This window comes from Shimia sp. CNT1-13L.2 (assembly GCF_024331145.1).
Classification (GTDB): Bacteria; Pseudomonadota; Alphaproteobacteria; order Rhodobacterales; family Rhodobacteraceae; genus Shimia.
Genome location: NZ_JANDJO010000012.1, coordinates 48,335 through 73,025, shown reverse-complemented (window position 1 = coordinate 73,025; position 24,691 = coordinate 48,335). Strand labels below are relative to the sequence as shown.

22 protein-coding genes are annotated in these 24,691 nt (G+C 60.4%); 3 read left to right on the top strand and 19 right to left on the bottom strand.

Going from position 1 to position 24,691, the window contains the following annotated elements; genetic code table 11:
• Positions 1-9 precede the first annotated feature (9 nt).
• The 13 genes from NNA36_RS18290 to yajC all read right to left on the bottom strand — a co-directional run bounded on the left by NNA36_RS18290 (position 10) and on the right by yajC (position 9,255).
• Entirely contained in the window at positions 10-276 is a 267-nt protein-coding gene (locus NNA36_RS18290; protein ID WP_255109776.1) for a hypothetical protein, read from the bottom strand.
• A 227-nt stretch (positions 277-503) separates the two neighbouring features.
• A complete protein-coding gene (locus tag NNA36_RS18285; RefSeq protein WP_255109774.1) occupies positions 504-1,643 on the bottom strand; it encodes a serine hydrolase in 1,140 nt (379 codons plus the stop codon).
• A 206-nt stretch (positions 1,644-1,849) separates the two neighbouring features.
• Positions 1,850-2,080 carry a hypothetical protein gene (locus tag NNA36_RS18280; protein ID WP_255109772.1) on the bottom strand — a complete coding sequence of 77 codons (231 nt, stop codon included), beginning with the start codon at positions 2,078-2,080 and terminating at the stop codon, positions 1,850-1,852.
• Between the two features lie 112 nt (positions 2,081-2,192).
• A complete protein-coding gene (locus tag NNA36_RS18275) occupies positions 2,193-2,732 on the bottom strand; it encodes a DsbE family thiol:disulfide interchange protein (RefSeq protein WP_255109769.1) in 540 nt (179 codons plus the stop codon).
• Entirely contained in the window at positions 2,725-2,874 is a 150-nt protein-coding gene (gene ccmD / locus NNA36_RS18270; RefSeq protein WP_255109766.1) for a heme exporter protein CcmD, read from the bottom strand. Before ccmD ends, NNA36_RS18275 begins: the two co-directional genes overlap by 8 nt.
• Entirely contained in the window at positions 2,874-3,605 is a 732-nt protein-coding gene (locus NNA36_RS18265; protein WP_255109765.1) for a heme ABC transporter permease, read from the bottom strand. Before NNA36_RS18265 ends, ccmD begins: the two co-directional genes overlap by 1 nt.
• Positions 3,606-3,714: 109 nt before the next feature.
• Complete coding sequence (ccmB, locus tag NNA36_RS18260) at positions 3,715-4,371, bottom strand: heme exporter protein CcmB (RefSeq protein WP_255109763.1); 657 nt, start codon at positions 4,369-4,371, stop codon at positions 3,715-3,717.
• Positions 4,368-5,003 carry a heme ABC exporter ATP-binding protein CcmA gene (gene ccmA / locus NNA36_RS18255; protein ID WP_255109760.1) on the bottom strand — a complete coding sequence of 212 codons (636 nt, stop codon included), beginning with the start codon at positions 5,001-5,003 and terminating at the stop codon, positions 4,368-4,370. Before ccmA ends, ccmB begins: the two co-directional genes overlap by 4 nt.
• A 204-nt stretch (positions 5,004-5,207) precedes the next feature.
• Positions 5,208-5,561, bottom strand: coding sequence for an Mth938-like domain-containing protein (locus tag NNA36_RS18250; RefSeq protein ID WP_255109758.1), 354 nt, complete (start codon positions 5,559-5,561; stop codon positions 5,208-5,210).
• An 11-nt stretch (positions 5,562-5,572) separates the two neighbouring features.
• Positions 5,573-6,316, bottom strand: a complete 744-nt coding sequence (locus tag NNA36_RS18245) for a sulfite exporter TauE/SafE family protein (RefSeq protein ID WP_255109756.1) — start codon at positions 6,314-6,316, stop codon at positions 5,573-5,575.
• A complete protein-coding gene (gene secF / locus NNA36_RS18240) occupies positions 6,316-7,284 on the bottom strand; it encodes a protein translocase subunit SecF (protein ID WP_255109754.1) in 969 nt (322 codons plus the stop codon). Before secF ends, NNA36_RS18245 begins: the two co-directional genes overlap by 1 nt.
• Positions 7,285-7,287: 3 nt before the next feature.
• The gene (gene secD, locus NNA36_RS18235; RefSeq protein ID WP_255109751.1) at positions 7,288-8,949 is read right to left on the bottom strand and encodes a protein translocase subunit SecD; all 1,662 of its coding nucleotides are present in this window, start codon (positions 8,947-8,949) and stop codon (positions 7,288-7,290) included.
• A gap of 21 nt (positions 8,950-8,970) precedes the next feature.
• Positions 8,971-9,255 (bottom strand): preprotein translocase subunit YajC, encoded by a 285-nt coding sequence (gene yajC, locus NNA36_RS18230; RefSeq protein WP_255109749.1) that lies wholly within the window; start codon positions 9,253-9,255, stop codon positions 8,971-8,973.
• 208 nt (positions 9,256-9,463) lie between these two features.
• On the opposite strand from yajC, the gene serS reads away from it, so the two are divergent.
• Positions 9,464-10,756, top strand: a complete 1,293-nt coding sequence (gene serS / locus NNA36_RS18225; protein ID WP_255109747.1) for a serine--tRNA ligase — start codon at positions 9,464-9,466, stop codon at positions 10,754-10,756.
• A 194-nt stretch (positions 10,757-10,950) separates the two neighbouring features.
• Here the strand turns inward: serS and NNA36_RS18220 are convergent, their stop codons facing one another.
• The 4 genes from NNA36_RS18220 to NNA36_RS18205 all read right to left on the bottom strand — a co-directional run bounded on the left by NNA36_RS18220 (position 10,951) and on the right by NNA36_RS18205 (position 15,599).
• Positions 10,951-11,937: a fatty acid desaturase gene (locus NNA36_RS18220; protein WP_255109745.1), complete on the bottom strand. Its 987-nt coding sequence runs from the start codon at positions 11,935-11,937 to the stop codon at positions 10,951-10,953.
• Between the two features lie 142 nt (positions 11,938-12,079).
• Positions 12,080-13,552 carry a ribosome biogenesis GTPase Der gene (gene der, locus NNA36_RS18215; protein ID WP_255109743.1) on the bottom strand — a complete coding sequence of 491 codons (1,473 nt, stop codon included), beginning with the start codon at positions 13,550-13,552 and terminating at the stop codon, positions 12,080-12,082.
• Between the two features lie 48 nt (positions 13,553-13,600).
• Positions 13,601-14,908, bottom strand: a complete 1,308-nt coding sequence (locus tag NNA36_RS18210; protein WP_255109740.1) for a PQQ-binding-like beta-propeller repeat protein — start codon at positions 14,906-14,908, stop codon at positions 13,601-13,603.
• Positions 14,909-14,933: 25 nt separating this feature from the next.
• Complete coding sequence (locus NNA36_RS18205) at positions 14,934-15,599, bottom strand: tetratricopeptide repeat protein (RefSeq protein WP_255109738.1); 666 nt, start codon at positions 15,597-15,599, stop codon at positions 14,934-14,936.
• A 220-nt stretch (positions 15,600-15,819) separates the two neighbouring features.
• Here NNA36_RS18205 and NNA36_RS18200 point away from each other — a divergent pair, with 220 nt between their 5' ends.
• Entirely contained in the window at positions 15,820-17,058 is a 1,239-nt protein-coding gene (locus NNA36_RS18200; RefSeq protein WP_255109735.1) for an efflux RND transporter periplasmic adaptor subunit, read from the top strand.
• The gene (locus NNA36_RS18195) at positions 17,055-20,756 is read left to right on the top strand and encodes an efflux RND transporter permease subunit (RefSeq protein ID WP_255109733.1); all 3,702 of its coding nucleotides are present in this window, start codon (positions 17,055-17,057) and stop codon (positions 20,754-20,756) included. Before NNA36_RS18200 ends, NNA36_RS18195 begins: the two co-directional genes overlap by 4 nt.
• Before the next feature lie 16 nt (positions 20,757-20,772).
• Here the strand turns inward: NNA36_RS18195 and NNA36_RS18190 are convergent, their stop codons facing one another.
• Positions 20,773-22,698 carry a calcium-binding protein gene (locus NNA36_RS18190; RefSeq protein ID WP_255109731.1) on the bottom strand — a complete coding sequence of 642 codons (1,926 nt, stop codon included), beginning with the start codon at positions 22,696-22,698 and terminating at the stop codon, positions 20,773-20,775.
• 97 nt (positions 22,699-22,795) lie between these two features.
• Positions 22,796-24,616, bottom strand: a complete 1,821-nt coding sequence (locus tag NNA36_RS18185; protein WP_255109728.1) for an ABC transporter ATP-binding protein/permease — start codon at positions 24,614-24,616, stop codon at positions 22,796-22,798.
• Positions 24,617-24,691 lie beyond the last annotated feature (75 nt).

The following is a 24,691-nucleotide window of genomic DNA, read 5'->3' as shown; positions in this document are numbered from 1 at the left end:
TTTTGCGAATTAGCTTTCGACGGTGCCGCCGATTTTCTCGCACTGGGTCTTGGTCATCGAAACAAAGCCCTGACCCTTACAGCTGTTCTGACCCGCGCAAGAGTTGCTTGCGGTCGCGCAGTCGCTGGTGCCCTGGCAGGTGTTTACACCAACGCAGTGAACCTTGGCTTCTTCACCGGCGATCGCGGTGGTTGCGGCGGTCATGGTGACGCCCGAAACGGCCAGAGCCAGAGCTGCGGAAGCTATTGCTGCGCCCGATTTTGCGTGGAATTTCATAACATTTACTCCTAGTGGTTTTGCGTTTTCGCAGGTCCACATGACCCAGCAAAACACTCACGTTCAAATGAATTAATCGTTGAAATTCGTCATGACCGCGTCAGCAGGCGGCACGAGAAAAAACTCTCAAGCACTTGAAATACAGGGAAATTATTAACCCTCCAAATATTACAATCGCTAACATACTGCGTGATCACCACTCGATCACACAGCTTTCAGCACGAAATTTATTCTCCCGCATCCAAGGCCCGCGCAATGGCCTGACACATGGAAAGTGTTTCCGCCGTCCTGTCCGGCCCGTCCTGCGTGTATTGCGGATAGGCCGCGTTCATCGCAATCGCCACCTGGCGTTCGGGATTGATGTAGAGGAACTGGCCATAGATGCCGATTCCACTGAAGTCCCCGCCATCCTGAACCGGCGGCAACCACCACTGATTCTTGTAGCCATAGTCGCTTTCCGAATGCGGCGGCCCAATGCCGGGGCGCGATGGCAGGTGATCCGGCACCGCCATCTCGCGAATCCACCGCTCCGGCACCACCTGCCCGCCGTCCAGCGCACGCCCACCGTCAAGGATCATCTGCCCCACCCGCACCAGATCACGCAGCCGCACATGCATCCCGCCGAACACCACCGGCTCGCCCTTGGTGTCGACCAGAACCTGCAAATCCCCCTCACAGCCCAGCGGCCCCCACAACCGCTCGGCCAGATAGGTCTGCATCGGCACACCCGTCGCCCGCCGGATCACCCAGCCCAAAACATGCGTCTCGATGCTGGCATATTGCCCAAACGCCCCGGGCGCGCGCTGTCGCACCATCTCGGCGGCAAAGGCATCCTGCGACCCTTCCATGAACGCCGCTACCGAGCGCACCACCTCGGCCTCGGGGTCGTCATACACCTCGCGCCAGCGGATACCGCTCACCATGTCCGACACCTGCTGCACCGTGACACCCTCGTATCCCGTGCCACTCAGCTCCGGCACATACTCGGTGACCAATGCGTCAAGATCAGGCAGCGCGCCCTCCTCCCGCGCGATCCCAAGCATCAGCGCCGTGATCGACTTGCTGACCGACCACAGGATGGCAACATCTTCCGGCCCGCGCCCGCGGCCATAGACCTCATGCACCAGCCGCCCGCGATGCATCACCGCCAACCCGCTCATCCGCATCCGCTCCAGATGCGCCGCAAGCCCGATGTCCTGCCCCTGATGGGAAAACACCTCGGGCAGCGTCACCGCCCCCCGCGGCAACTCAAGCACCGCCCCCGCCCGCGGCACCGCCACCGACGGCAACTGCTGCCAAAGCGCACGAAAATTTTCATCAATTGTCTCAGGCGCAAAAATCGCCTGCCAGCGTGCCCATGAATCCATGACGGTCCTCCTGTCCGCGACAGCAGAACAACCTTGCAAAGGCTTTGCCAAGCCCAAACGAGAATGGGCCCCGTAAAAGCCAGCCCATTGCGCGGCATGGTGAAAAACCGGAGCAGACGGTTTCTAGGCGGATAGCATTGTTCAAAAGCAAAGAACGGAGGTTTCTTCACACGTGGCAATGAAGGATGGCGCGTGTGCGGAGTTTGCTAGTGTTCTTTTTTCTTTAAGCTGTTCTTGTGTTCGTCCAAGCCATTGCGTGTCGCTTTGATCATTTGAACATTAGATACTTTTGTTGGAGGGATGATATCCGTTCTTTCTTGTTTTCTTGCCATATCAGCTTTTGGTTCTACGAAACGCTCGAAAAACCAAGTGATCACGGCAGGAAATGCGAAACGCAAAAGAAGAAAAAATATGACTGGCGAGATGATATATTCCACCTGACCTACATCGTTATCTTAGTTGAGTATTTCAACCAGGCGCAGAAGCATAAGACCGGAAAGCCACACTTCCGGCCATAAGCGATATTGGCTCAAAACGGATGTCGCGGAATTACTCCGCCGCCAGCTCATCCAGCTTCGGGCGCAGGCGGCTGGCCAGTTCGCGTTGGGTCACGGGTCCGGCGACGCGGGTGATGATCCGCCCCTCGCCATCCACCAGATAGGTCTCCGGCACGCCATAAACGCCCCAGTTGATGCCGACACGCCCCTTGGGGTCCTGCCCCACTGCCGTATAGGGATCGCCCAGTTCAGCCAGGAACCCAAGCCCGTTTGCAGGCTGATCCTTGTAGTTCACGCCGTAGATCGGGATGCCCTCGGCCTCAAGCTGCATCAGCGTCGGGTGCTCGACCCGGCAGGGCGCACACCAGCTGGCCCAGAAGTTGACCAGCTTGACCTCGCCATCCGCCAGCATGCTGCTGTCAAAGCTCGGCAGGTTGCCAAGCGCCTCGACCTCCAGCGCGGGCGCGGGCTTCCCCGCCAGCGCGGTCGGCAGTTCGTTGGGGTTCTCGCGCCCCATGCCGAAATAGAACAGCGCCGCAAGCCCGCCGAAAATCACCGGCGGCAGGATCATCAGGGGGGACACCTTAGCCACGACGACGTTCCTCCACCTGCTCAAGCTCGGCACGCGCCTTGCGCGCGGCCAGCAGGCTCACGAGCACCAGAAGCACCAGCAGGATGATCGAAACGATGTAGGACGACAGAACCGTGTCCGCGTATTTTCCGAGATCAGGCATTATCCGAGCCTTTCACGAGCCAAGAGCGCCTTGGTACGGCGACGATGAATTTCAGTACGGGTGCGCAGGAACACCAGCGCGATGAACAACAGGACAAACCCCGCGATACAGACATAAAGCGGCGTCGAAAATACATCGGCCACGTTCTCTTCCTTGTCCAGCGACAGCGACGCGCCCTGGTGCAGCCCCTGGTTCCAGAAGTTCACCGCATAGCGGCTCAGCATGGCAAAGACCGACCCCACGATGCACAGAACCGAGGTCAGATCGGCCGCCGTGTCCGGATTGTCGATGGCTTCCCAGAGAGCGATGTAACCGAGGTAGAACAGGAACAGGATTAGGAACGAGGTCAGCCGCGGATCCCAGGCCCACCAGGTGCCCCACATCGGCTGCCCCCAGATCGCCCCGGTCACCAGCGCGATCACCGTCATGATGATGCCCACGGGTGCCGCCGCCTTGGCCGCAAGTGCCGAAACGTGATGACGCCGGATCAGCCAGATCAGCGAGGTCACCAGCATCATGAACCACACGTTGATCGCCATCAGCGCCGAGGGCACGTGCAAATAGATGATCTTCACCGTCGATCCCTGGCGGTAATCATCCGGCGTAAAGAAGAATCCCCAGACCAGCCCGGCAATCAGCGTGACCGTTGCCAGGATCGACACCCACGGCAACACGATCTCCGACGTGCGGATGAATTTCACCGGATTGGCGTATTCCCAGATAGAACCCATATCATTCCCCTATCTGCCTTGTTCGGCATTTGCACCTCACATGCCAGTGAGGGCCGCGCACTTCCTTGATTTGGGTTAAACCCGCGTCACATTCATGATCCGGCATTACTTAGCGCAGATTGACCCGCAAGACCAAGGCACTTGCGAAGGGCAAAAGCGCAATAGTGCCGCAGGTGATGCCCCCCAGCATGAGAAGCGGCGTCATCGTATCCAGCCCCTCGGCCCCGCGCCGCGCCACTTCGGCCCCGAAGATCAGGGTCGGCACGTAAAGTGGCAGCACCAGCAGCGACAACAGCAAGCCCCCCCGCTTCAGCCCGACCGTCAGCGCCGCGCCAAACGTCCCGATCACCGAGAGCGCCGGCGTCCCGATCACCAGAGACAGGATCAGCCACAGATAGCCCGCCTCCGGCAGGCTGAGCAGCAGGCCGAACAGTGGTGCCGCAAGACACAGCGGCAGGCCGGTGGTCAGCCAGTGCGCCAGCGCCTTCACGCTCACCACGCCCTCCATCGGCAACGGCGAAGTCGCCAGAAGGTCCAGCGACCCGTCTTCCCAGTCCAGCGCGAAAATCCGGTCCAGTGATAGCAGGCAGGCCAAAAGCGCCCCCAGCCACAGGATGCCTGGCGCGATCTTGGCCAAGAGCCCGCTTTCCGGCCCCACGCCAAACGGCACCAACACCGTCACGATCAGGAAAAACGCCAGCCCAAGGCCAAACCCGCCCCCGGCGCGCATGGCAAGCCGCATATCGCGTACCAGCAAGGCAATCATAGGAAGCCCTCGTCGAAATCCCCGTCAAAGGCGCCCTTGCCCTGGCCCGGCTTGGCCCGGTACGGCCCCACGTCCAGAACATCCACATCTTCGCCCAGCCCAAGGTCGATATGCGTCGCGATCAGCGCCGATCCCCCCTGTTTCAGATGGGCCCGCACTGTATCGGCAAACATCTCCACCGAGGCGACGTCAAGCGACACCGTCGGCTCGTCCAGAACCCAGAGCGGCCGCCCCGTGACCAGCAACCGCGCCAGCCCCAGCCGCCGCTTCTGTCCGGCCGACAACCCGCCAGCCGCACGATCCGCCAGCGCCTCGAGGTCGAACCCCTTCAAGGCTCCGTCAATTCCCTTGGTGCCAAAGACATCGGCCCAGAAATGCAGGTTTTCCGAAACCGTCAGCGTGGATTTCAACCCGTCACTATGCGCCGCATAGGCAATCGCATCCGGCGCACAGATCACCTCGCCCTCCACAGGCGGCTGCAATTTGGCCACCGTGCGCAACAGCGTGGTCTTGCCCACCCCGTTCGGCCCGCGCAACACCAGCGCCCGCCCCGGTTCCACGGTAAAGTTCAGCCCCTCGAGAACGGGAATCCCCCCCCGCGAGATCGTCAGGTCTTTTACGGTCAAAGTCATCTGTCTGCCTTAGCCCATGCCGGCATCCGAAAAAAGCGGAATTGCCCTTTGCGCCCAGCTATGGACGACACCACCCCGAAACGCCTTGAGATGAATCAAGCCCCGCGCCCGCTTCTGCCGCTTCTTCTTGACCCAAATACCCTGGGGTGAATTGCCCCGCACGGGGCAAGAGGGGCAACGCCCCTGACAGCCAACTGCCCGCGATCAGACCGCCAGCAACACCGCCGCCACGCGCCGCCCTTCCGACACCAGCACGTTGTAGGTGCGGCAGGCCGTGGGCGAGGCCATCGGCTCGACACCGATCCCCGCCTCTTCCAGCGCCTCGCGAAACGCGGCCTCGACCGGTGCCATGGTCTCGCCGGTGCCCATCAGGATGAAATCAATCTTGTCCTTCATGCCAAGGATCGCCTCGACGTCACCATAGCCCGCCCAGGACCGCGCCCCCTCGGCATGGATGATGGCGCTGCCCTCGATCACCTGGCCACCGATCCGGAAAAACCCCGGCCCATAGCCCTCGATCGGCTGCGCCTCGGAATAGAACACTTCACTCAGCTGCATTCACTCTCTCCTCAATCCCAGAGCGGCAGGCCCGTCAGCACCGCCAGCGCGATCACGGCATAGGCCGCGGTGCGATAGATCTTCTCGTGCCGCGGATCGAACATTGCCTGCCCGATCATCGTGGTCACGAAATAGGGTACCGCAAGCGCGCCCGCCAGCACAAACAACCGCCAGTCGGTCATGCCGCGCCACATCAGGTTGGCCACGATCACCACGTCCAGCGCCGCAAGGAACAGGATGGTATTGGCCCGCACAACCTCGACCCGCTTCACCCCGGAGAGGTAAAACAGGATCACCGCCGGGCCCGTCAGGCCGGTCAACCCGCCGAACAACCCCGCCGCGCCGCCAATCGCGCCCAGCTTGCCACCCCGAACCTCGCCGCGATAGCGCCAGCCACTCACCAGCGCGGCCAGCATCACACCGGCAATCACCGTCACGATCCAGCGAATGGTCACCTGGTCCAGCTTGGCCAAAAGCCACAGCCCCACCGGAACCGTGAACAGCGCCGCCAAGGACAACAGGCCCACGTCGCGCTTTTCCGCCTGCGCCCAGGCCCGCGGCAAAAGCGCAAAGGTGCTTGCCACACCGGTCAGGGTGATCAGCGCAATCACTTCGGCCGGGGGCAGGAACAGGCCCGCCACCGGCACGAAAATCAGCGCGGTTCCGAAACCAGTAAAGCCGCGGACAATGCCCGCGGCTCCAATGGTGGCCATCAGCCAGATAAGCCCCGGCGTGGCCAGAAGGTCAGCGATCATCAGGCGTCGATATTGGCAAACTGGTTGCCACCGGTGTTCGACGGTTTCGACCAGTCACGCTTCACGCCCAGCTTCAAAAGCGCGGCCGAGGCGATGAAGATCGACGAATAGGTACCCACGATAACCCCCCAGATCATGGCAAAGACGAATCCACGGATAACATCTCCGCCCAGAATGAATAGGGCCAGAAGCGCCAGAAGCGTGGTGACAGAGGTCATCATCGTCCGGCTCAGGGTTTCGTTGATCGACAGGTTCAGAACCTCCTTCAGCTCAAGCTTCTTGTACTTGCGCAGGTTCTCGCGCACCCGGTCGAACACGACCACGGTATCGTTCAGCGAGTAACCCACGATGGTCAGAAGTGCTGCAATGATCGCGAGGTCGAAACGGATCTGCAATTCCGAGAACACACCGATGGTCAGCACCACGTCGTGCACCAGCGCGGCCACCGCACCAAGCGCGAACTGCCATTCGAACCGCAGCCAGATGTAGATCAGAACCGCGCCAATCGCCAAAAGCACCGCGATCACGGCGGTCTGGATCAACTCGCCCGACACTTTCGGACCAACCGACTCGACCGAGACAAAGCTGATGTCCGGTGCCACGGCCTGAAGGGCCACCTCGACACTGCGGATCACGTCCGAAGTCACCGCCTCTTCGCCATCCTGTGCCTGGATGCGGATCATGGTGACGTTCTGGTCCTCGTCAAAGGTCGGGTCGAACACCTCGGTGATGCTCACGTCACCAAGACCCAGCGGCGCAATCGCGTCACGGTATTCCCCCACCACAACTTCCTGCGCGCTTTCGGTCCGGATGGTCGTGCCACCGCGGAAGTCGATGCCGAAGTTCAGGCCCTGGATGAAAAAGCTCACCATCGCCAGCAGGATCAGCGCACCGGAAATCCCGAGCCACAGTGTCGGGCGGCTGAAGAAATCCCACTTGGTTTCTTTTGGAACAAGTCTCAGGCGCATGGCTTATACCTCGATTGTCTTGGGACGGCGGCGTTCGAACCAGATCACGATCATCAGGCGGGTCACGAAGATCGCCGTGAAGACCGAGGTCATGATGCCGAGGCCAAGGGTGATAGAGAAGCCGCGCACCGGACCAGAGCCGACGGCGAACAGGATAACGGCGGTGATGAAGGTGGTGATGTTGGCATCCACGATGGCCGACAGCGCCTTTTCATACCCCAGATCGATGGCCCGCGCCGGACCTTTCGAATTCTTCAGTTCCTCACGGATACGTTCAAACACCAGCACGTTGGCGTCCACCGCCATACCGATGGTCAGAACGATCCCCGCGATCCCCGGCAGGGTCAGCGTCGCACCAATCATCGACAACAGGCCAAAGATCAGGCCGACGTTCAGGATCAGCGCAATATTGGCGAACAGGCCAAAGGTGCCGTAGCTCAGGAACATGAAGACCAGCACACCGACAAAGGCCACGATACAGGCGATCTTGCCCGCCGCGATGCTGTCCGCGCCCAGTTCCGGACCAATGGTCCGCTCTTCCAGAAACTCCAGCCCCGCCGGCAGCGCACCTGCGCGCAACAGAACCGCAAGGTTGGTGCTGTCCTCAACCGTGAACCGGCCGGTGATGATGCCCGAGCCACCCGGAATATGCGACTGGATCACCGGCGCAGAAACCACCTCGCCATCCAGCACGATGGCAAAGGGCGAGCCGATGTTCTCGGCGGTATAGTCGCCGAACTTGCGCGCGCCGGTCGGGTTGAACCGGAACGACACCGCAGGGCCGCCGTTCTGGTCAAACGACGGCTGCGCATCGACCAGTTCCTCACCGGTCACAACGGGCGCGCTTTCCACGGTATAGAAGACACCCTCTTCATCCAGCGAAGGCAGGATCTCGTTGCCCGCACCGGCATTCGCATCCGCGTTCGACCCGCGCCCGATCACCGGATGGAAGGTCAGCTGCGCGGTGGTGCCGATAATGTCTTTCAACTCGGCCGCCGAACCAATGCCCGGCACTTGGATCAGGATACGATCCGCCCCCTGACGCTGAATGGTCGGCTCGCGCGTGCCCACCTCGTCGATCCGGCGACGGATGATCTCAAGCGCCTGCTGTACCGTGCGCTCGTCAGTGGCCAGCTTCTCGGCCTCGGACAGGGTCACGATGATATCTGCCCCTTCGGACGCCACGACAATGTCGCTCTGCCCCGCACCGGTCAGTGAAACAACCGGACGTGCAATACCGCGCACAAGGGCCACGGCTTCGCCAATCGCTTCGGGCTTGGAAATCCGCACCCGCAGCTCGTCAACCGGCGAAGACTGCAAACGGATGGTGCCGATTGTCGCCCGCTCACCGCGCAACAGGTCGCGCACTTCGGGCCACATCGCCTTGATACGCGCCTCGTACACATCCTCGACCTGAACTTCGGCCAGAAGATGCGCACCGCCGCGCAGGTCAAGGCCAAGGTTCACCAGCCCGGACGGCAGGAAAGACGGCCATTGCGCCGCCTGTTCCTCAAGCCCGTTGCCAGCATACCCCAGCTCCAGCGAGGCCACGGCGTCATTGCGCGCCTCGACCCTTTCATAAAACGCGTTGGGCAATGCCAGAAGCAGCCCCAGCGCACATACGGTCCAGATAAGGACCCGTTTCCAAAGGTCGATTTGCAGCATCGTCGCGGCCCTGTTGTTGGATTAGCTGTTTGCCGCCGGCTCGGTCTTGCTCAGAACCTGAGCGATGGTCGACTTGACCACACGTACCTTCACGCCCTCGGCCAGTTCCACGACAACCTCGTTGTCATCCTTGACCTTGTCGACCTTGCCGATCAGACCACCTTGGGTCACGACCTGGTCACCGCGACGCAGCGCTTCCACCATTGCCTGGTGTTCTTTCACTTTTTTCTGCTGCGGGCGGATCAGCAGGAAGTACATGATCGCGAAGATCAGAATGAGGGGCAAAAACTGGCCAATTGCATCCATTGTCGAGTGTCCTTTTGTTGGCGGGGCCGACCCCCGCAAAGTCGCAGGGAACCTATGGGGCATTGGCCTCGGTTGCAAGGCGCGAAAGGCAGTATTGGTCGCGCTGTCGCCACAGTTTCACAATAAGCCCGACGCCCCCGCTTACGATCTCTGAAAAAATACGCCATAAGCAGCCCTGTTAGTGATTCATCAAACATAGGAAAGACCGATGCACGACATTAAAGCGATCCGCGAAAACCCGGCCGCTTTGGACGCCGCCCTCGCCCGCCGTGGAGCCGAGCCGATGTCGTCACAGGTTCTGGCCCTCGACGCCGAGCGCCGCACCAAAATCCAGGCCGCCGAAGAGGCACAATCCGTGCAGAAGAAGGCCGCCAAGGAAGTTGGCGCCGCCAAGGCCAAGGGCGACGAAGCCGAATTCGAACGCCTCCGCGCCCTCGTCGGCGAAAAGAAAGCCGAAGTCGCAGCCATGCAGACCGAGGCCAAGGCGCTCGACCAGCAACTGACCGATCTGCTGATGGGCATCCCGAACACTCCGTTCGACGACACCCCTGATGGCGCAGACGAGGACGACAACGTCGAGATCAACCGCTGGGGAACCCCGGTCGAGCTCAGCTTCGAAGCCAAGGAACACTATGACCTTGCGGGCGTGAAACCCGGCATGGACTTTGAAACCGCGGCCAAGCTCTCGGGCTCGCGTTTCGTGGTGCTAAGCGGTGCCGTGGCCCGTATCCACCGCGCGCTCGCGCAGTTCATGATCAACACCCACGTCGACGAAAACGGCCTGACCGAAGCCTGGACCCCGGTTCTGGTTAAGCCCGAAATGATGTACGGCACCGGCCAGTTGCCGAAGTTCGGCGAGGACTCTTATGAGACCACCAACGGCTGGTGGCTTGTCCCGACCGCCGAAGTGACCCTCACCAACATCGTGAACAACGCCACGGTCGAGGAAAACTACCTGCCCCGCCGCTATGTCGCCCACACCCAGTGTTTCCGCTCCGAAGCGGGCAGCGCCGGTCGCGACACCTCGGGCATGTTGCGCCAGCACCAGTTCGAAAAGGTCGAAATGGTCTCGATCACCAAACCCGACGCAAGCCGCGCCGAGCTGGACCGCATGACCAAATGCGCCGAGGGCATCCTTGAACGTCTGGGCCTGCCCTACCGCACCGTTGCGCTCTGCACCGGTGACATGGGCTTTGGCGCACAGCGCACCCACGACATCGAGGTCTGGCTGCCGGGTCAGAACACCTACCGCGAGATTTCGTCGGTCTCGGTCTGCGGGGATTTCCAGGCCCGCCGCATGAACGCCCGCTTCAAGCCCGCCGACGGCGGCAAGCCGGAATTCGTGCACACCCTGAACGGCTCGGGTCTTGCGGTTGGCCGCTGCCTGATCGCGGTTCTGGAAAACGGCCAGCAGGAAGACGGCTCGGTTGTCCTGCCCGAGGTTCTGCACCCCTACCTCGGCGGCAAGACCACCCTCACCGCCGACGGCACGCTGGCCTGATAGACCTTACATCTGAAACACGAAACAGGCGGCTCCGGCCGCCTGTTTTCGTTTCGATCCCGTGAACCCGCCGCACGATGCCGAAACGCTGGACTTTGGGCAAACCCGCACCTCCGCAATACCGCCACGATACCGACGTAATACCGACGTCGGTTTTCACAGGCACGTTGCCTCTTAACCCTTTGATTCGTTTACTATTCCGCTGGAGTCGCCAAAACCCGCCCGGACCGACGCGGAAACGGCACCAACCGCCCCTCATCCTCGTCCCACAGCTTGAGACGGAAAGACCGCAAAGCCTCGGGCCAGTGGATCACCCGCAGGTCGTATTCCTCGCGAATATCCTGATGACACTTGCGCAACCGGTACGACGGAATGCGCGCGTTGAAATGGTGAATGTCGTGATAGGCGATGTTGGCCGACCCAAGGTCCATCCACCAGCCCAGATCAAGCGCCGACGATCCCTGCAACGCTGCCACACGCGGGTTCAGATCGGGCTTACGATCCCAGTAGGTGTCTTCGAAATTGTGTTGCAGGTAGACAAGGAACACCCCGATCATCCCGCCAACGAAACCCCAGCCAAGCCACATCCATATCCCCGTCCAACCTGCTGCGACGTAAAGGAAAACCAGCCACGCCGCGATGGCAAGGTTATGGGCAAGAAGCCCCATCAGCCCAACCTCACGCGCCTTCTTGGGCCAGCGGTAGCGGATGAAATAGGTGAAAGCCGATCCGATCGGGATAAGGATGAACGGGCTCCGATAGAGCCGATACCCCAGCCGTTCCCAGACCCCCGCAGCCTCCCATTCTCGCACCGTCATGGTGTGGATTTCACCAGTCTCGCGTTCTTCAAGATTGCCAAGGTGCGAATGGTGAAGGTTGTGGTTGTGGCGCATGATCGCAAAGGGCGCGAGGGAAATCACCGACAGCGCATAGCCGCCCAGATCATTCATCCGGCGCGTGGCAAACAGCGAGGCATGTCCGCAGTCGTGTTGCAGAACGTAAAGGCGCACTGCGGCAAAGGCATTGATGATGCCTGCCGGCACAACGACCACCCATTGCCCGACAAAGGCAATGGTCAGATAAAGGCTCAGGAAATAAACAAGGAATGTGCCCAGGAAACTGGCCCAGGCGATACGGTCATCTTTCACGGTATATGGCTGTAAACGCTCACGAATTTCCATTGTTCTGCCACCACTTCACTAAATTTCCCGACTGGGCTGAAAATCGCTGCCCAAGGGTCTGCAACACATAGGTAACACCCGCATGACGCACGTCACGCGGGCGGTATTATATAGCTAAGTTGTTTTTTTCCAAATGACAGGCTTAATCCGCCGAACGCCCCTTAAGGTGTTTGCGAAGACGGCTCGGTGTAGACTTCTTGCGCCCCTTGTAAGGGTTCTTGTCCCCCTGCCCCCGCATCGTCAGACGAATCGGGGTGCCCGGCATGTCAAAATCTTCGCGCAGACCATTCACGAGATAGCGCGAATAGCTGTCCGGCATCTTGTCGGGGTGCGAGCACATGACAATAAACCCTGGCGGACGTGTCTTGGCCTGGGTCATGTAACGCAGCTTGATGCGTTTGCCCTGCGGTGCCGGCGGCGGGTGCTGTTCCAGCATGCCAATCAGCCAGCGGTTCAACTGCGCCGTGCTGATGCGACGGTTCCAGACGTCATAGGCACGCAGGATTGCATCATGCAGACGGTCAAGGCCGCGTCCGGTCTTGGCCGACACCGTGATCAACGGTGCCCCGCGCAGCTGCGGCAACAAGCGGCCAAAGGCTTCTTTCAGGTCGCGGAGTTTTTCCTGCTTGGAATCCTCCACGTCCCACTTGTTCACCGCCACGATCACGGCCCGCCCTTCGCGCTCGGCCAGATCGGCGATACGCAGGTCCTGCTGTTCAAACGGAATGGCCGCATCCAGCAGCACGACAACCACCTCGGCAAACTTCACCGCCCGCAGGCCATCGGCAACAGACAGCTTTTCAACCTTGTCCTGCACCTTGGCTTTCTTGCGCATACCGGCGGTGTCGAAGATCCGCATCGGCGTGCCGCCCCAGTCAACCTGAAGGCTGATCGCATCGCGCGTAATGCCCGCTTCGGGCCCGGTCAAAAGACGGTCTTCGCCGATAATCTTGTTGATTAACGTGGACTTACCGGCATTGGGTCGACCAACAACCGCCACCTGCAGCGGCTTCTTGGATGTGATCCGCTGCGACGGCGGGATCTCGTCGGCGTCTTCGTCTTCCTCAAGGTCGACATCCACTTCGACCTCGGGCGCGCTGTCCTCTGCGTGCTTGTCGAATTCGTCGGCAATCGGCATCAGCTGCAGGTAAAGGTCGTGCATGCCTTCGCCATGTTCCGCCGAAATACGGATCGGCTCACCAAGGCCAAGGCTATAGGCCTCAAGCACACCGGCATCCGCCGCAGCCCCCTCTCCCTTGTTGGCGGCAAGGATCACATGCGCGGATCGCTTGCGAAGGATCTCGGCAAAGATCATGTCTGTCGGGGTGATACCCGTGCGGGCATCCACCATGAACAGGCAGATGTCGGCCATGTCCACCGCACGTTCGGTCAGACGGCGCATCCGGCCTTCAAGGCTGTCGTCGGTCGCATCTTCCAGACCAGCGGTGTCGATCACGGTAAACCGCAGATCCCCCAGCTTGGCCTCACCTTCGCGCAGGTCGCGCGTGACCCCCGGCTGGTCATCAACCAGCGCGAGCTTCTTGCCGACTAGGCGATTGAACAAGGTGGATTTGCCCACATTCGGGCGCCCCACGATGGCGAGGGTTAAACTCATCTGTAGTCTCCGACACGTCTGAAGACGTCCCGTTATATCATTTTCCGATCAACGGAAAGCGTGCAATTGACCTTTGCCGCCCACGACGTAAAGAACACCGCCCGCAACCACCGGGTTCGACGAGGCCCCACCGGGAATTTCCGCTTGGTGAACAATCTCACCCGAGGTCGGATCAAAGCTGCGCAGCACCCCATCCGAAGAGGCCACGATCACCCGACCACCGGCCACGATCGGTCCGTAGTGCGAATAGATCGCCGCCTGACGCTTGGGCTTGTGAGATTGGAACAACGGCAGATCCACAGCCCAGATTGCTTCGCCCGTACGGGCATCGACGCGAACCACCTGGTTGCGGTCGTTCACGAGGAAAAGCGAACCGCCCGCCGGGAACGTTGGGCTTACAGCCCCCTGCTCCGCCGTCCAAATTCGTTCGCCGGTATCCGCATCCAAAGCAACCAGACGACCCGAATGGTTCGACGCATAGACAACCTTGCCATCCAGAACCGGATCACCGCTGATGTCGCCGATCTTGTTCACGGCACGTCCAAGACGCTCACCGGCAATACCCGCCCCCCAAAGGCGCAACCCGCCACGACGGAAGGTCGCCTGCAGTTCACCCGAGCCAAAGGGGAAGATCACCATCTGGTCGTTGATCGCAGGGGCCGCAGGACTTTGAACGTTGGTCACCGCCGGAATAGAGTTCACCTGCCAGGCAATCTTGCCCGTGTCGGTGTTCAGCGCCCAGCCTCGCTCGTCGCCGGACACGAGGTATACCAGCTTGCCATAGACCGCGGGGCTTCCGCTTCCGATGGCGCCAAGCTTTTGTTCCCAAAGGGTTTCGCCGGATGCGGGATCAACAGCCTCAAGGCGCCCGAAGCCTGTTGTGACGAACAGCTTTCCATCACCAAAGGCCAAACCGCCACCGGCCGCATCCTTTGATTTATCTCCGGCAGGCGTCAGGTTGCGCTGCCAGATCACTTCGCCCGCAGTAGAGAAGGCACTCAAAGTGCCCTCGGAATCCATTGTAAAGACGCGATTATCCGCAACAACCGGGTCCGCCGTCAGGCGCTGCTTGCGTTCATTTCCGGAACCAATCTTCGCACTCCAGATACGGGCAGGAGCCGCGCCAAGCGCCGCATTCGGAATACGTGTCGCAGGAGACCCGATACGGCCGGTCCAGCTTGCATTGTTGACAGCTCCGACCAGCCGGATGGGCTTGACCTGGTTTTCAATCTGAACCGGGCCGCTCTCACCGCCACGCAGGTTCTCGCGTTTGCCGGGAAGAATGACTTCCGGCTCACTACATGCTGCCACAAAGGCTGCGCCGGTCAGCGCGATGATCCAATTTTTTACCTTCACTGCCCGGGTCCTCACGTCTTGTAGGTTATTGGTTTGCCGTCCCCGGCACACCACCCAGAGCCACAATCAACTGACTTGCCCTGTTACGCAAGCCTCCAGTGACACCGGCATCCGCAATGATTGCATTCAGGCGATCAATCGCCGCATCAGGATTGCCCTCCTCAATGTCCAGAAGTGCCAATTGCTCTTGCGCGAGCAATGAAAGCGGCGCACCCGGAGCAGCAAGCGCATCAAGAAGCGAACGGCGCTCGGCCGCCGGGGTCTCGGCACCGTTTGCAATAAGCGATTTATAAAGCGCGATTTGACGATAAACCTCCGGCACATCCGTTCCGGTTTCAGAAACCGCCTTGAGCGTTGCCGCCGCGCCTGCATTGTCCCCTTCGGACAACTGGTGCGAAGCCACGAGGTAATCGACAAGAACCTGAGCTTCAGGCGAGTTCGGCTGCAACGCTTCGAGGGCGGCAACCCGGGCTGCGTCGTCCGGGTTCTCAATCGCTTCAAAAATCGCGTCACCTGTGTCCTGCGCGGCAGACACACGCTCGGCTTTCTGCCACTCGTTCCAGGCAGCACCACCAACGATGACCACCACCGCCGCGCCTGCAATCCAGCCGTACCGGCGGAACATGCCGAACAGCCTGTCACGGCGTACTTCTTCGGTAACTTCTTCGATGAAACTGTCGGTATCGCTCACACGATTTCTCCCTTGATTTGCCCTCTCATAACGCGAAGCAGACACAGTGCCAATAGCATCCGACCTCCGGAATCGTTGCGAAGAAGTTTCATTCTGAATAAACTGAACGGATCAGTTCAGTTTTTGCGCCAAACTGGTTGCAATCACGTTCAGCGCGACTATTTCGCAAGACAAATACGTGCGGATAAGCACATCAAAAGACAATAGTGAGGAAAACCCGATGCGCGTGGTGCCAATCCTGACCGCAATCCTGGTCACAGCGTTTCTGTATTTCATCGTCGTCGAACGTGACAAGACGATGGCTTTTGCTGCGACGGGTAGCCCCACTGAGGCTGAAGCACAGCCCCCCGCCTCACAAGAAACCAACGCCGAGAAAGACATTCCCGATGCTGTCCGCGTAAAGGTCATTTCCTCCAAGGCTTCCACCATCGCGAACGCGGTTGTCCTGCGCGGTGAGACCGAGGCCAATCGCCAGGTCGAAGTGCGCGCGGAAACCTCCGCACTTGTCATCTCGCAGCCGCTGCGCCGCGGCGCGCATGTCGAAGCCGGAGAATTGCTTTGCAAGCTCGACCCCGGCACCCGCGAAGCAACTATGGCCGAGGCCAAAGCCCGCCTTCTGGAGGCCCGTGCTCGTCAACCTGAAACCCAGGCCCGCCTCGACGAAGCCCGCGCCCGTCTTGACGAAGCCAACATCAACTACAACGCCGCCGTGAAACTCTCCGAAGGGGGCTTTGCATCGGAAACCCGCGTCGCCTCGACACAGGCCGCCGTGCGCTCTGCCGAGGCAAGCGTCGAAGCCGCCAAATCCGGCCTCCAATCCACCGAAGCGGGTATCGAATCCGCTGAGGCCGCCGTCGCCGCCGCGCAACGTGAAATCGACCGCCTGACGATCACCGCGCCCTTTGCGGGACTGCTGGAATCCGACACTGCCGAACTGGGCAGCCTGATGCAGGCCGGTTCGCTTTGCGGCACTGTGATCCAGCTTGACCCGATCAAGGTTGTCGGTTTCGTCCCGGAGACCGAAGTCTCCAAGGTGGCTCTTGGGGCGCAGGCCGGAGCCCGCCTCACGACCGGTCAGGAAGTCGTTGGAAACGTGACCTTCCTGTCACGCTCGGCCGACCCGACCACCCGCACCTTCCGTGTCGAGATCGACGTCCCCAACCGCGACCTCGCCATCCGTGACGGCCAGACCGCCGAGATCGCAATCGCTGCCGACGGCGCCAAGGCCCACTTGATCCCGCAATCCGCCCTCACACTGAACGACGAAGGCATCCTCGGGGTCCGCACCATCGAAGAAGCCAACATGGTCAACTTCCACTCCATCAATATCCTGCGTGACAGCAAAGACGGCCTCTGGGTCACCGGCCTTGCAGATGAGGCCAACATCATCGTCATCGGACAGGAGTATGTCGTAAAGGGCGTCGCAGCGGTGCCGGTCTTTGAGGAGCACAACCAATGATCGGGATCGTAGACTGGGCTGCCGACCGCGCCCGGATGGTACTGGCATTCATCTTCCTGTCGCTTGCGGTAGGAGGATATGCCTATTGGAACCTGCCCAAGGAAGGCGAGCCGGATATCCAGATCCCCGGACTCTTCATCTCGGTCCCCTTCCCCGGAATTTCCGCCGCCGACAGTGAAACCCTGCTGATCAAACCGATGGAAACCGAACTGGCTGACCTCGACGGTCTCGACAAGATGCAGTCGACGGCGGCCGAGAACTATGCCGGTATCTTCCTCGAATTCGATTTCGGCTGGGACAAGTCCAAGATCATCGCCGACGTGCGCGATGCCATGAACACCGCCGAAGGAAAGTTTCCGGACGGTTTTGAAAAGTATTCGATCAACGAGATCAACTTCTCGGAATTCCCGATCATCATCGTCAACCTGACAGGTGACGTCCCCGAACGCACCATGTCGCAGATTGCCAACAAGTTGCAGGATCAACTTGAAACGATGGATGCGGTTCTCGAAGCCGGTCTGGCCGGCGGTCGGGACGAGATGCTCGAAGTGGTTATCGACCCGCTGCGCCTCGAGGCCTACAACGTCACGGCAGGCGAACTCATCAACGTGGTTGTCAACAACAACCAGCTGATCGCGGCAGGTGAGATCGAAACCGAGCAAGGCACCTTTTCGGTCAAGATCCCCTCGTCCTTCGATGAACCGCGCGATGTCTATGACCTACCCGTCAAGACAAACGGCGACCGCGTTGTCACGCTCGGCGATCTCGCACAGATCAACCTGACCTTCGAAGACCGCCTCGGCACCGCTCGTTTCAACGGCGAAAACACCGTGGCGCTTCAGGTGGTCAAGCGGAAGGGGTTCAACCTGATCGACACTGCGAACCTTGTCCGCGAGGAAGTCGAGAAGGCCTCGGCTGAATGGCCCGAAAACCTGCGCGCCGCTGTCGAAGTCGGCACGTCGAACGACCAGTCCCGCATCGTCGGCTCGATGGTCTCCCAGCTCGAAGGCTCGGTTCTGACCGCCATCGCCCTCGTGATGATCGTCGTGCTGGCCGCCCTTGGCTCCCGCGCAGCCCTGCTGGTCGGCTTTGCCATCCCGACCTCGTTCCTACTGTGTTTCGCGCTCTTGGCCGTGATGGAAATCACCATCTCCAACATCGTGATGTTCGGTCTCATCCTTGCAGTGGGCATGCTCGTGGACGGTGCAATTGTCGTTGTCGAATACGCCGACAAGCGCATCTCCGAGGGCACCGGCCCGATGCACGCCTATGTCGAGGCTGCCAAGCGCATGTTCTGGCCCATCGTATCCTCGACCGCCACAACCCTCTGCGCCTTCCTGCCGATGCTATTCTGGCCTGGCGTTCCAGGTCAGTTCATGGGCATGCTGCCGGTCACGCTGATCTTCGTGCTTTCGGCCTCTCTGGTCGTGGCGCTGGTCTACCTTCCCGTCATGGGCGGGGTCTCGGGTCGCCTGAGCCGCAAATTCCACCTCAGCTCCGAATGGCTTCGCGCGACCACACCGTGGTTTGTACGCGCCCTTCTGGTACCGCCCTCGATCCTGATGCTCTTTGTCGGGATCATGCAGGCAATCAACCCGGCGTTCCTGCTGGGTGATGCGGCCCCGGCCCCCGGGCTGATGAGCTTCCTGCCCGGCTTCCTGATCTTCATGTTCGCAGCCTTTGCCGCGTCGATCACACTGGACGCCGCCCGCATCGAACGCAAAGCCAAGAAGGTTGAATCCGGCAGCCCCCTTTCGCTGTTCGGACGCTTCATCCACCTCATCGCGGGCAATCCGATCATGCCGATCGTGACCATCGGTGCGGTGATCTTTTTTGTTGTAAGTGTCTTTGGCTACTACGGCGCCAACAACAAGGGCACCGAATTCTTCGTGGAATCCGAGCCGGAACAGGCCATCGTCTACGTCAAGGCACGAGGCAACCTTTCACTCGATCAGAAAGACGACCTTGTCCGCGAAGCCGAGGAAATCGTTCTCGCTCACCCCGGCATCAAGACAGCCTTTTCCTTTGCCGGTGAAGGCGGTCTTGACCAGAACACCGGCGGTGCTCAGGCCCCGAAAGACACCATCGGCCAGATCCAGTTGGAAACCATCCCGTGGGAAGACCGTCCGGATGCTCGTGAGCGTTGGTTCACCATTCCCTTCCTCGGGATCGACGTCAATCGCACCGTCAAGGACACGGTCATGGACGGCAATACGGTTCTGAACGAACTGGAGGCCGAACTGAAAACCATCGCTGGTGCACAAATCGAAATCCTCGAAGCCTCGCGCGGCCCGGCCTCGGCCAAACCCGTTCACCTGCGCATCAAAGGCAACGATTGGGAAACGCTGACCGCCGCGACCGAAATTGCGCGCGCGCAGTTTGATGCTACGCCCGGTCTGCAACTGATTGAAGACACCCTGCCACTCCCGGGCATCGACTGGCAGATCGACGTCGATGTCACCAAGGCGGGCCGCTACGGTGCCGACGTGGCCACCGTGGGCGCGATGGTGCAACTCGTGACACGCGGCATCCTGCTCGACACCATGCCCGTCGAAAGCTCGGATGAAGAAATCGAAATCCGCGTCCGCCTGCCCGACGAAGACCGCGTTCTGTCGACCCTTGATACCCTCAAGGTACGCACCGCCGACGGCCTCGTGCCCCTGTCGAACTTCATCACCCGCAAACCGGTCGAAAAGCTGGCTGAGATCAACCGCATCAACCAGACGCGTTTCTTCGATGTCAAAGCGGGGGTCACTAGCGACCTGACCGTCCTGACAAACGCCGAGACCGGTGAAACCGAAGTGATCGACACAACCACCTGGGAGGCCGACAGCGCCCTGCAAGCAGACTATGCAGAGCGCGGCTTTACCTCCGTTCCCCTCACCGCGAACGAACGCCTTGCCAAGCTGACCGAATGGTTGGAAACCAAGCCCTTCCCGGCCGGCATCGAATGGGAATGGACTGGGGATCAGGAAGATCAGGCCGAAAGCCAGGCCTTCCTGGGCAATGCCTTTGCCGGCGCACTTGGCCTGATGTTCATCATCCTGCTGGCCCAGTTCAACAGCTTCTACAACTCGGTGCTGGTGCTTCTCGCCGTTGTCCTGTCCACCGCGGGCGTTTTGATCGGCATGTTGGTCATGGACCAGACGTTCTCGATCATCATGACCGGCACCGGCATCGTGGCGCTTGCCGGGATCGTGGTGAACAACAACATTGTTCTGATCGACACCTATCAGGAATTCTCGCAATACATGCCGCGGATCGAGGCCATCGTGCGCACCGCACAGGCGCGTATCCGCCCGGTTCTCCTGACCACGATCACGACAATGGCGGGCCTCGCCCCGATGATGTTCGGCCTCTCGCTCGACTTTGCCAATGGCGGCTATTCCTTCGACAGCCCGACCGCGCTCTGGTGGAAACAGCTCGCCACCGCAGTGGTCTTCGGCCTTGGCATTGCAACCGTCCTGACGCTGATCTTTACCCCGTCGATGCTGGCGCTGCGTGTCTGGTTCACCACCTACCTGCGCTGGATGGCGGCCCTTCTGGCCCGCTTGTCGCTGGGCCGTGGCAGCCGCGCCGCCCGCGACTGGGCCCTGCGCCGCGAAGCCAAGCGCATCAAGGCACCGGTCCTCCTCTGGGACGACGAAGAAGAAACCGTCACCCCGCCGTCAGGAAAAGCCCTGCGCGCGGCCGAGTAATCGGCCCGCGCCCACCTCAGAACAAGTCCACGACAAAGGTGATCGAATTGGGGTCGGTGATCCCTTCGAATGCAAAATGCATATCGAAGGGATTGCCGCCAAAGATCTTTGTATAGGCAATGTAGGTGTTGCCATCTGCAACCGTCGCAACCGAGCGCAGATCGGCAATAAACGCCCCGACATCCCCGCCGACATAGCTACTTGATGCGTTGATCTGCACCAGATCAAAGCCCGCCTGATAGTCTTTCACGGTTTGCGTATCACTGGCGTAAACATCCATCACGAAGGTATCAGCACCTGCGCCCCCGATCAGCGTATCGGCATCATTCTTGCCATGTTCGGTGCCGCCAAACAGAACGTCATTCCCCGCTCCCCCGTCCAGCTTGTCATGTCCAGCGTCGCCCATAAGCGTGTCACGCCCGTTCTGACCGAACAGAACATCGTTTCCCTTACCGCCTTTCATGCTGTCAAAACCGCTGCCGCCCCACATCCGGTCACGGCCCGCCCGTCCTTCCAGCACATCCCCAATGGCACCGCCCAAAAGAACGTCCGCGCCCTGGTCTCCATAAAGGAAATCCTTGCCATCACCGCCCTTGAGGGTGTCGTTTTTGTCGCCACCATAAAGCGTGTCCTCACCGTGCTCGCCGTCCAGCACGTCGACACCATCGCCACCTTTCAGATTGTCTGCACCGGTGCCACCCAAAAGCGTGTCGTCTCCCGTACCACCGATCAATGTGTCGGCTCCGGACTGCCCGCTGAGCGAGTCGTTGCCCTTGCCGCCCTCAAGCTCGTCGTTGTCTTCCCCGCCAAACAGCCTGTCCTGCCCGTCTGCACCAAACAGGCTGTCATCGCCGGTACCTCCGTTCAAAACGTCATTCGAACGCCCACCATTAAGCCGATCGCCGCCGGCGCCGCCCGTCAGGTCATCGCGCCCAAAGTTGCCCTCGAGAGTGTCGGCACCGCCTCCTCCGATCAGGACATCATCATCGCCGCCGCCGGAAAGATAGTCATTTCCAAGCCCACCGGAGAGACGGTCTTTATCAATCCCTCCGTACAAAAGGTCATTGCCACCCCCGCCGAAAATACGGTTGGCGCCCGCAAGACCCTCCAGGCGATTGTCCTTGCCGTCCCCGGTGATCGTATCTTCGAGGTTGGACCCGATAACGTTTTCGATCAGGAACAACCGATCCCCAAGCGCATCCCCAGCCGTGCCCTCGGTCGTAAGCAGGTTCACAACGATTGAGGAATTGGACGACTCATAGTTCGCCGTATCTATGCCGGCGCCGCCATCCAGCGTGTCAGCGCCGCCGCTTCCGGTCAGCAGGTCATCCCCCTCGTTGCCGTAGATGAGATCATCGCCCCCCTGACCGTTCAGCGTGTCGTTGCCCCCCTCGCCACACATCTCGTCGTCGTCATTGGTGCCAAGCAGGTTGTCGGGGTTATCCGTGCCGCAAATCGGAGATTGCTCCTCCACCACCCCCGGCATCCCGCCAAACGGTATGACCTCGCCCGGTGCATAAGGCCCGGTAACAACCTGCCCGAAAAGGGCAATTTCCGCGGCCCAGTCGTAAAAGCTGGTCACATCCGTAATAGGAGGAAGCGGGTCGCCGCCAATGACGAAACTATAGGTCTCGTTGGCCACCGGATCGTGGAAATCCATGACAATCGTCTGTTTCCGGTCGCTGAACGGCCCCCAGTCGAACTGGCTGATGCGAACGACGAAATCGGACCGGAACGCACTGCTCCCGTTGAACTCGGCGTCACCGGGTCCAATACCGGTCAGAACCGCAGGCGGCGGTGATCCCCCATCGGGTGCCCCAATGACATAAGAGAACCCCGTGCCATCCACGTTGAACGTGACAGTTGCGTCAGAAACACTATCCAAAAACCCGGTAAACTCGGAAAAACCATAAGTCTTGCCTTGCAAAATATACGTCGGCATCGCGCATACCCCCGTCGGAAAAGAATGGGGCAAGTCTGCGAGGCAAAAGCCATCCTGTCAAATTTCGGTGCGCAACCGGTGCTTCCGCCCGACCACGTCAGGCCGCTTCCTGCTCCGACATCTGCCGCTGCCAGAGCTGGGAATACCGTCCGCCACGGGCCACCAGTTCGTCGTGGGTGCCTTCTTCCACGATTCTCCCGGCCTCCAGAACCACGATCCGGTCGGCTTCGGCAACTGTCGACAGACGGTGCGCAATGGTGATCACGGTCCGCCCCTCTGCCGCACGTGCCAGCGCGCCCTTGATCTCGCCCTCTGTCTCGGTGTCCAGCGCCGAGGTGGCCTCGTCCAGCAACAGGATCGGCGGGTTCTTGAGCAACGTGCGCGCAATGCCAACACGCTGTTTCTCACCGCCAGACAGCTTCAGCCCGCGTTCCCCCACCATCGTCTCGTAACCTTCGGGCAGCGACATGATGAAGTCGTGAATCTGCGCCGATCTTGCCGCCTCTTCGATCTCTTCGGTGGTCGCCCCGTCGCGCCCATAGGCGATGTTGTAGCGGATGGTGTCGTTGAACAGCACCGTGTCCTGCGGCACCACGCCAATCGCCGCGTGAAGGCTCTTCTGTGTGACGTCCCGCACGTCCTGACCGTCAATCCGCAGCGCCCCGCCATCAACGTCATAGAACCGGAACAGCAACCGCCCGATGGTCGACTTTCCAGATCCGGACGAGCCGACAATCGCAACATTCTGTCCCGCGCCCACGTCAAGGCTGATCCCCTGCAGGATCGGGCGCGTGGCCTCGTAACCAAAGGCCACGTTGTCCAGCTGGATTGCACCGCCATTGACCTTCAGGTCCTTGGCACCCGGCTTGTTGGAAACCTCGGCTGGTTGCTCCAAGAGGTCGAACATCTCGCCCATATCCACCAGCGACTGCCGGATTTCCCGGTAAACCGTGCCAAGGAAATTCAACGGCATGGTGATCTGGATCATGTAGGCGTTGACCATCACGAAATCCCCGACGGTCAGCGCCCCGCTCTCCACGCCAACAGCCGCCAGAACCATCACGGCAACGAGGCCGGTGGTGATCAGGAAAGATTGGCCAAAGTTCAAAAAAGCCAATGAATACGAGGTCTTGAGAGCCGCTCTTTCATACCCCGCCATCGAGGCATCATAGCGCGCCGCTTCCCGTTCCTCGGCCCCGAAATACTTGACCGTTTCAAAGTTCAGCAGGCTGTCGATGGCCTTCTGGTTGGCCTCGGTGTCCTGGTCATTCATCTCGCGGCGCAGGCGCACCCGCCACTCGGTCACCTTGAAGGTGAAAAAGACGTAGCCGCCAATCGTCAGGGCCACCGCCGCCAGGTACCAGGCATCAAACAGCCAGAACAGGATCGCCGAGATCATCAGCAATTCGAGGAAAAGCGGACCAATCGAAAACAGCAGGAACCGCAGCAGGAACTCGACCCCCTTCACACCACGCTCGATGATCCGGCTAAGCCCCCCGGTCTTGCGGGTAATGTGATAGCGCATCGACAGGCGGTGAATGTGCACGAAGGTCTCAAGCGCCAGCGCCCTCAGCGCCCGCTGACCAACCCGCGCAAAAATCGCGTCGCGCAGCTGCTGGAAGCCCACGGTCATCACCCGCGCCATACCATAGGCCACGGTCAACCCCACGGCCCCAAGCACAAGCGTCGACACGCCCTCACCGGCCAGAGTATCAACGGCCGCCTTGTAGATCAGCGGCACGCAAACCGCGATCAGCTTGGACACGAACAGCGCAACAAGCGCGAAAACCACGCGGTAACGCACCCATTTCGGCTCTTCCGGCCACAGATAGGGGGCTACACGGCGGATCGTGCGCCAGCCGGATCTTTGCTCATTTCGGGCAACTTCGTCGGCCGAGGCCGTATATCTTTGTCTCATACGAGATCCTCGTGTCTTCAATAGACAGGTAATGCGCCCTCCGGACATTACCAGAGGGCGCACCAAATCAATCCG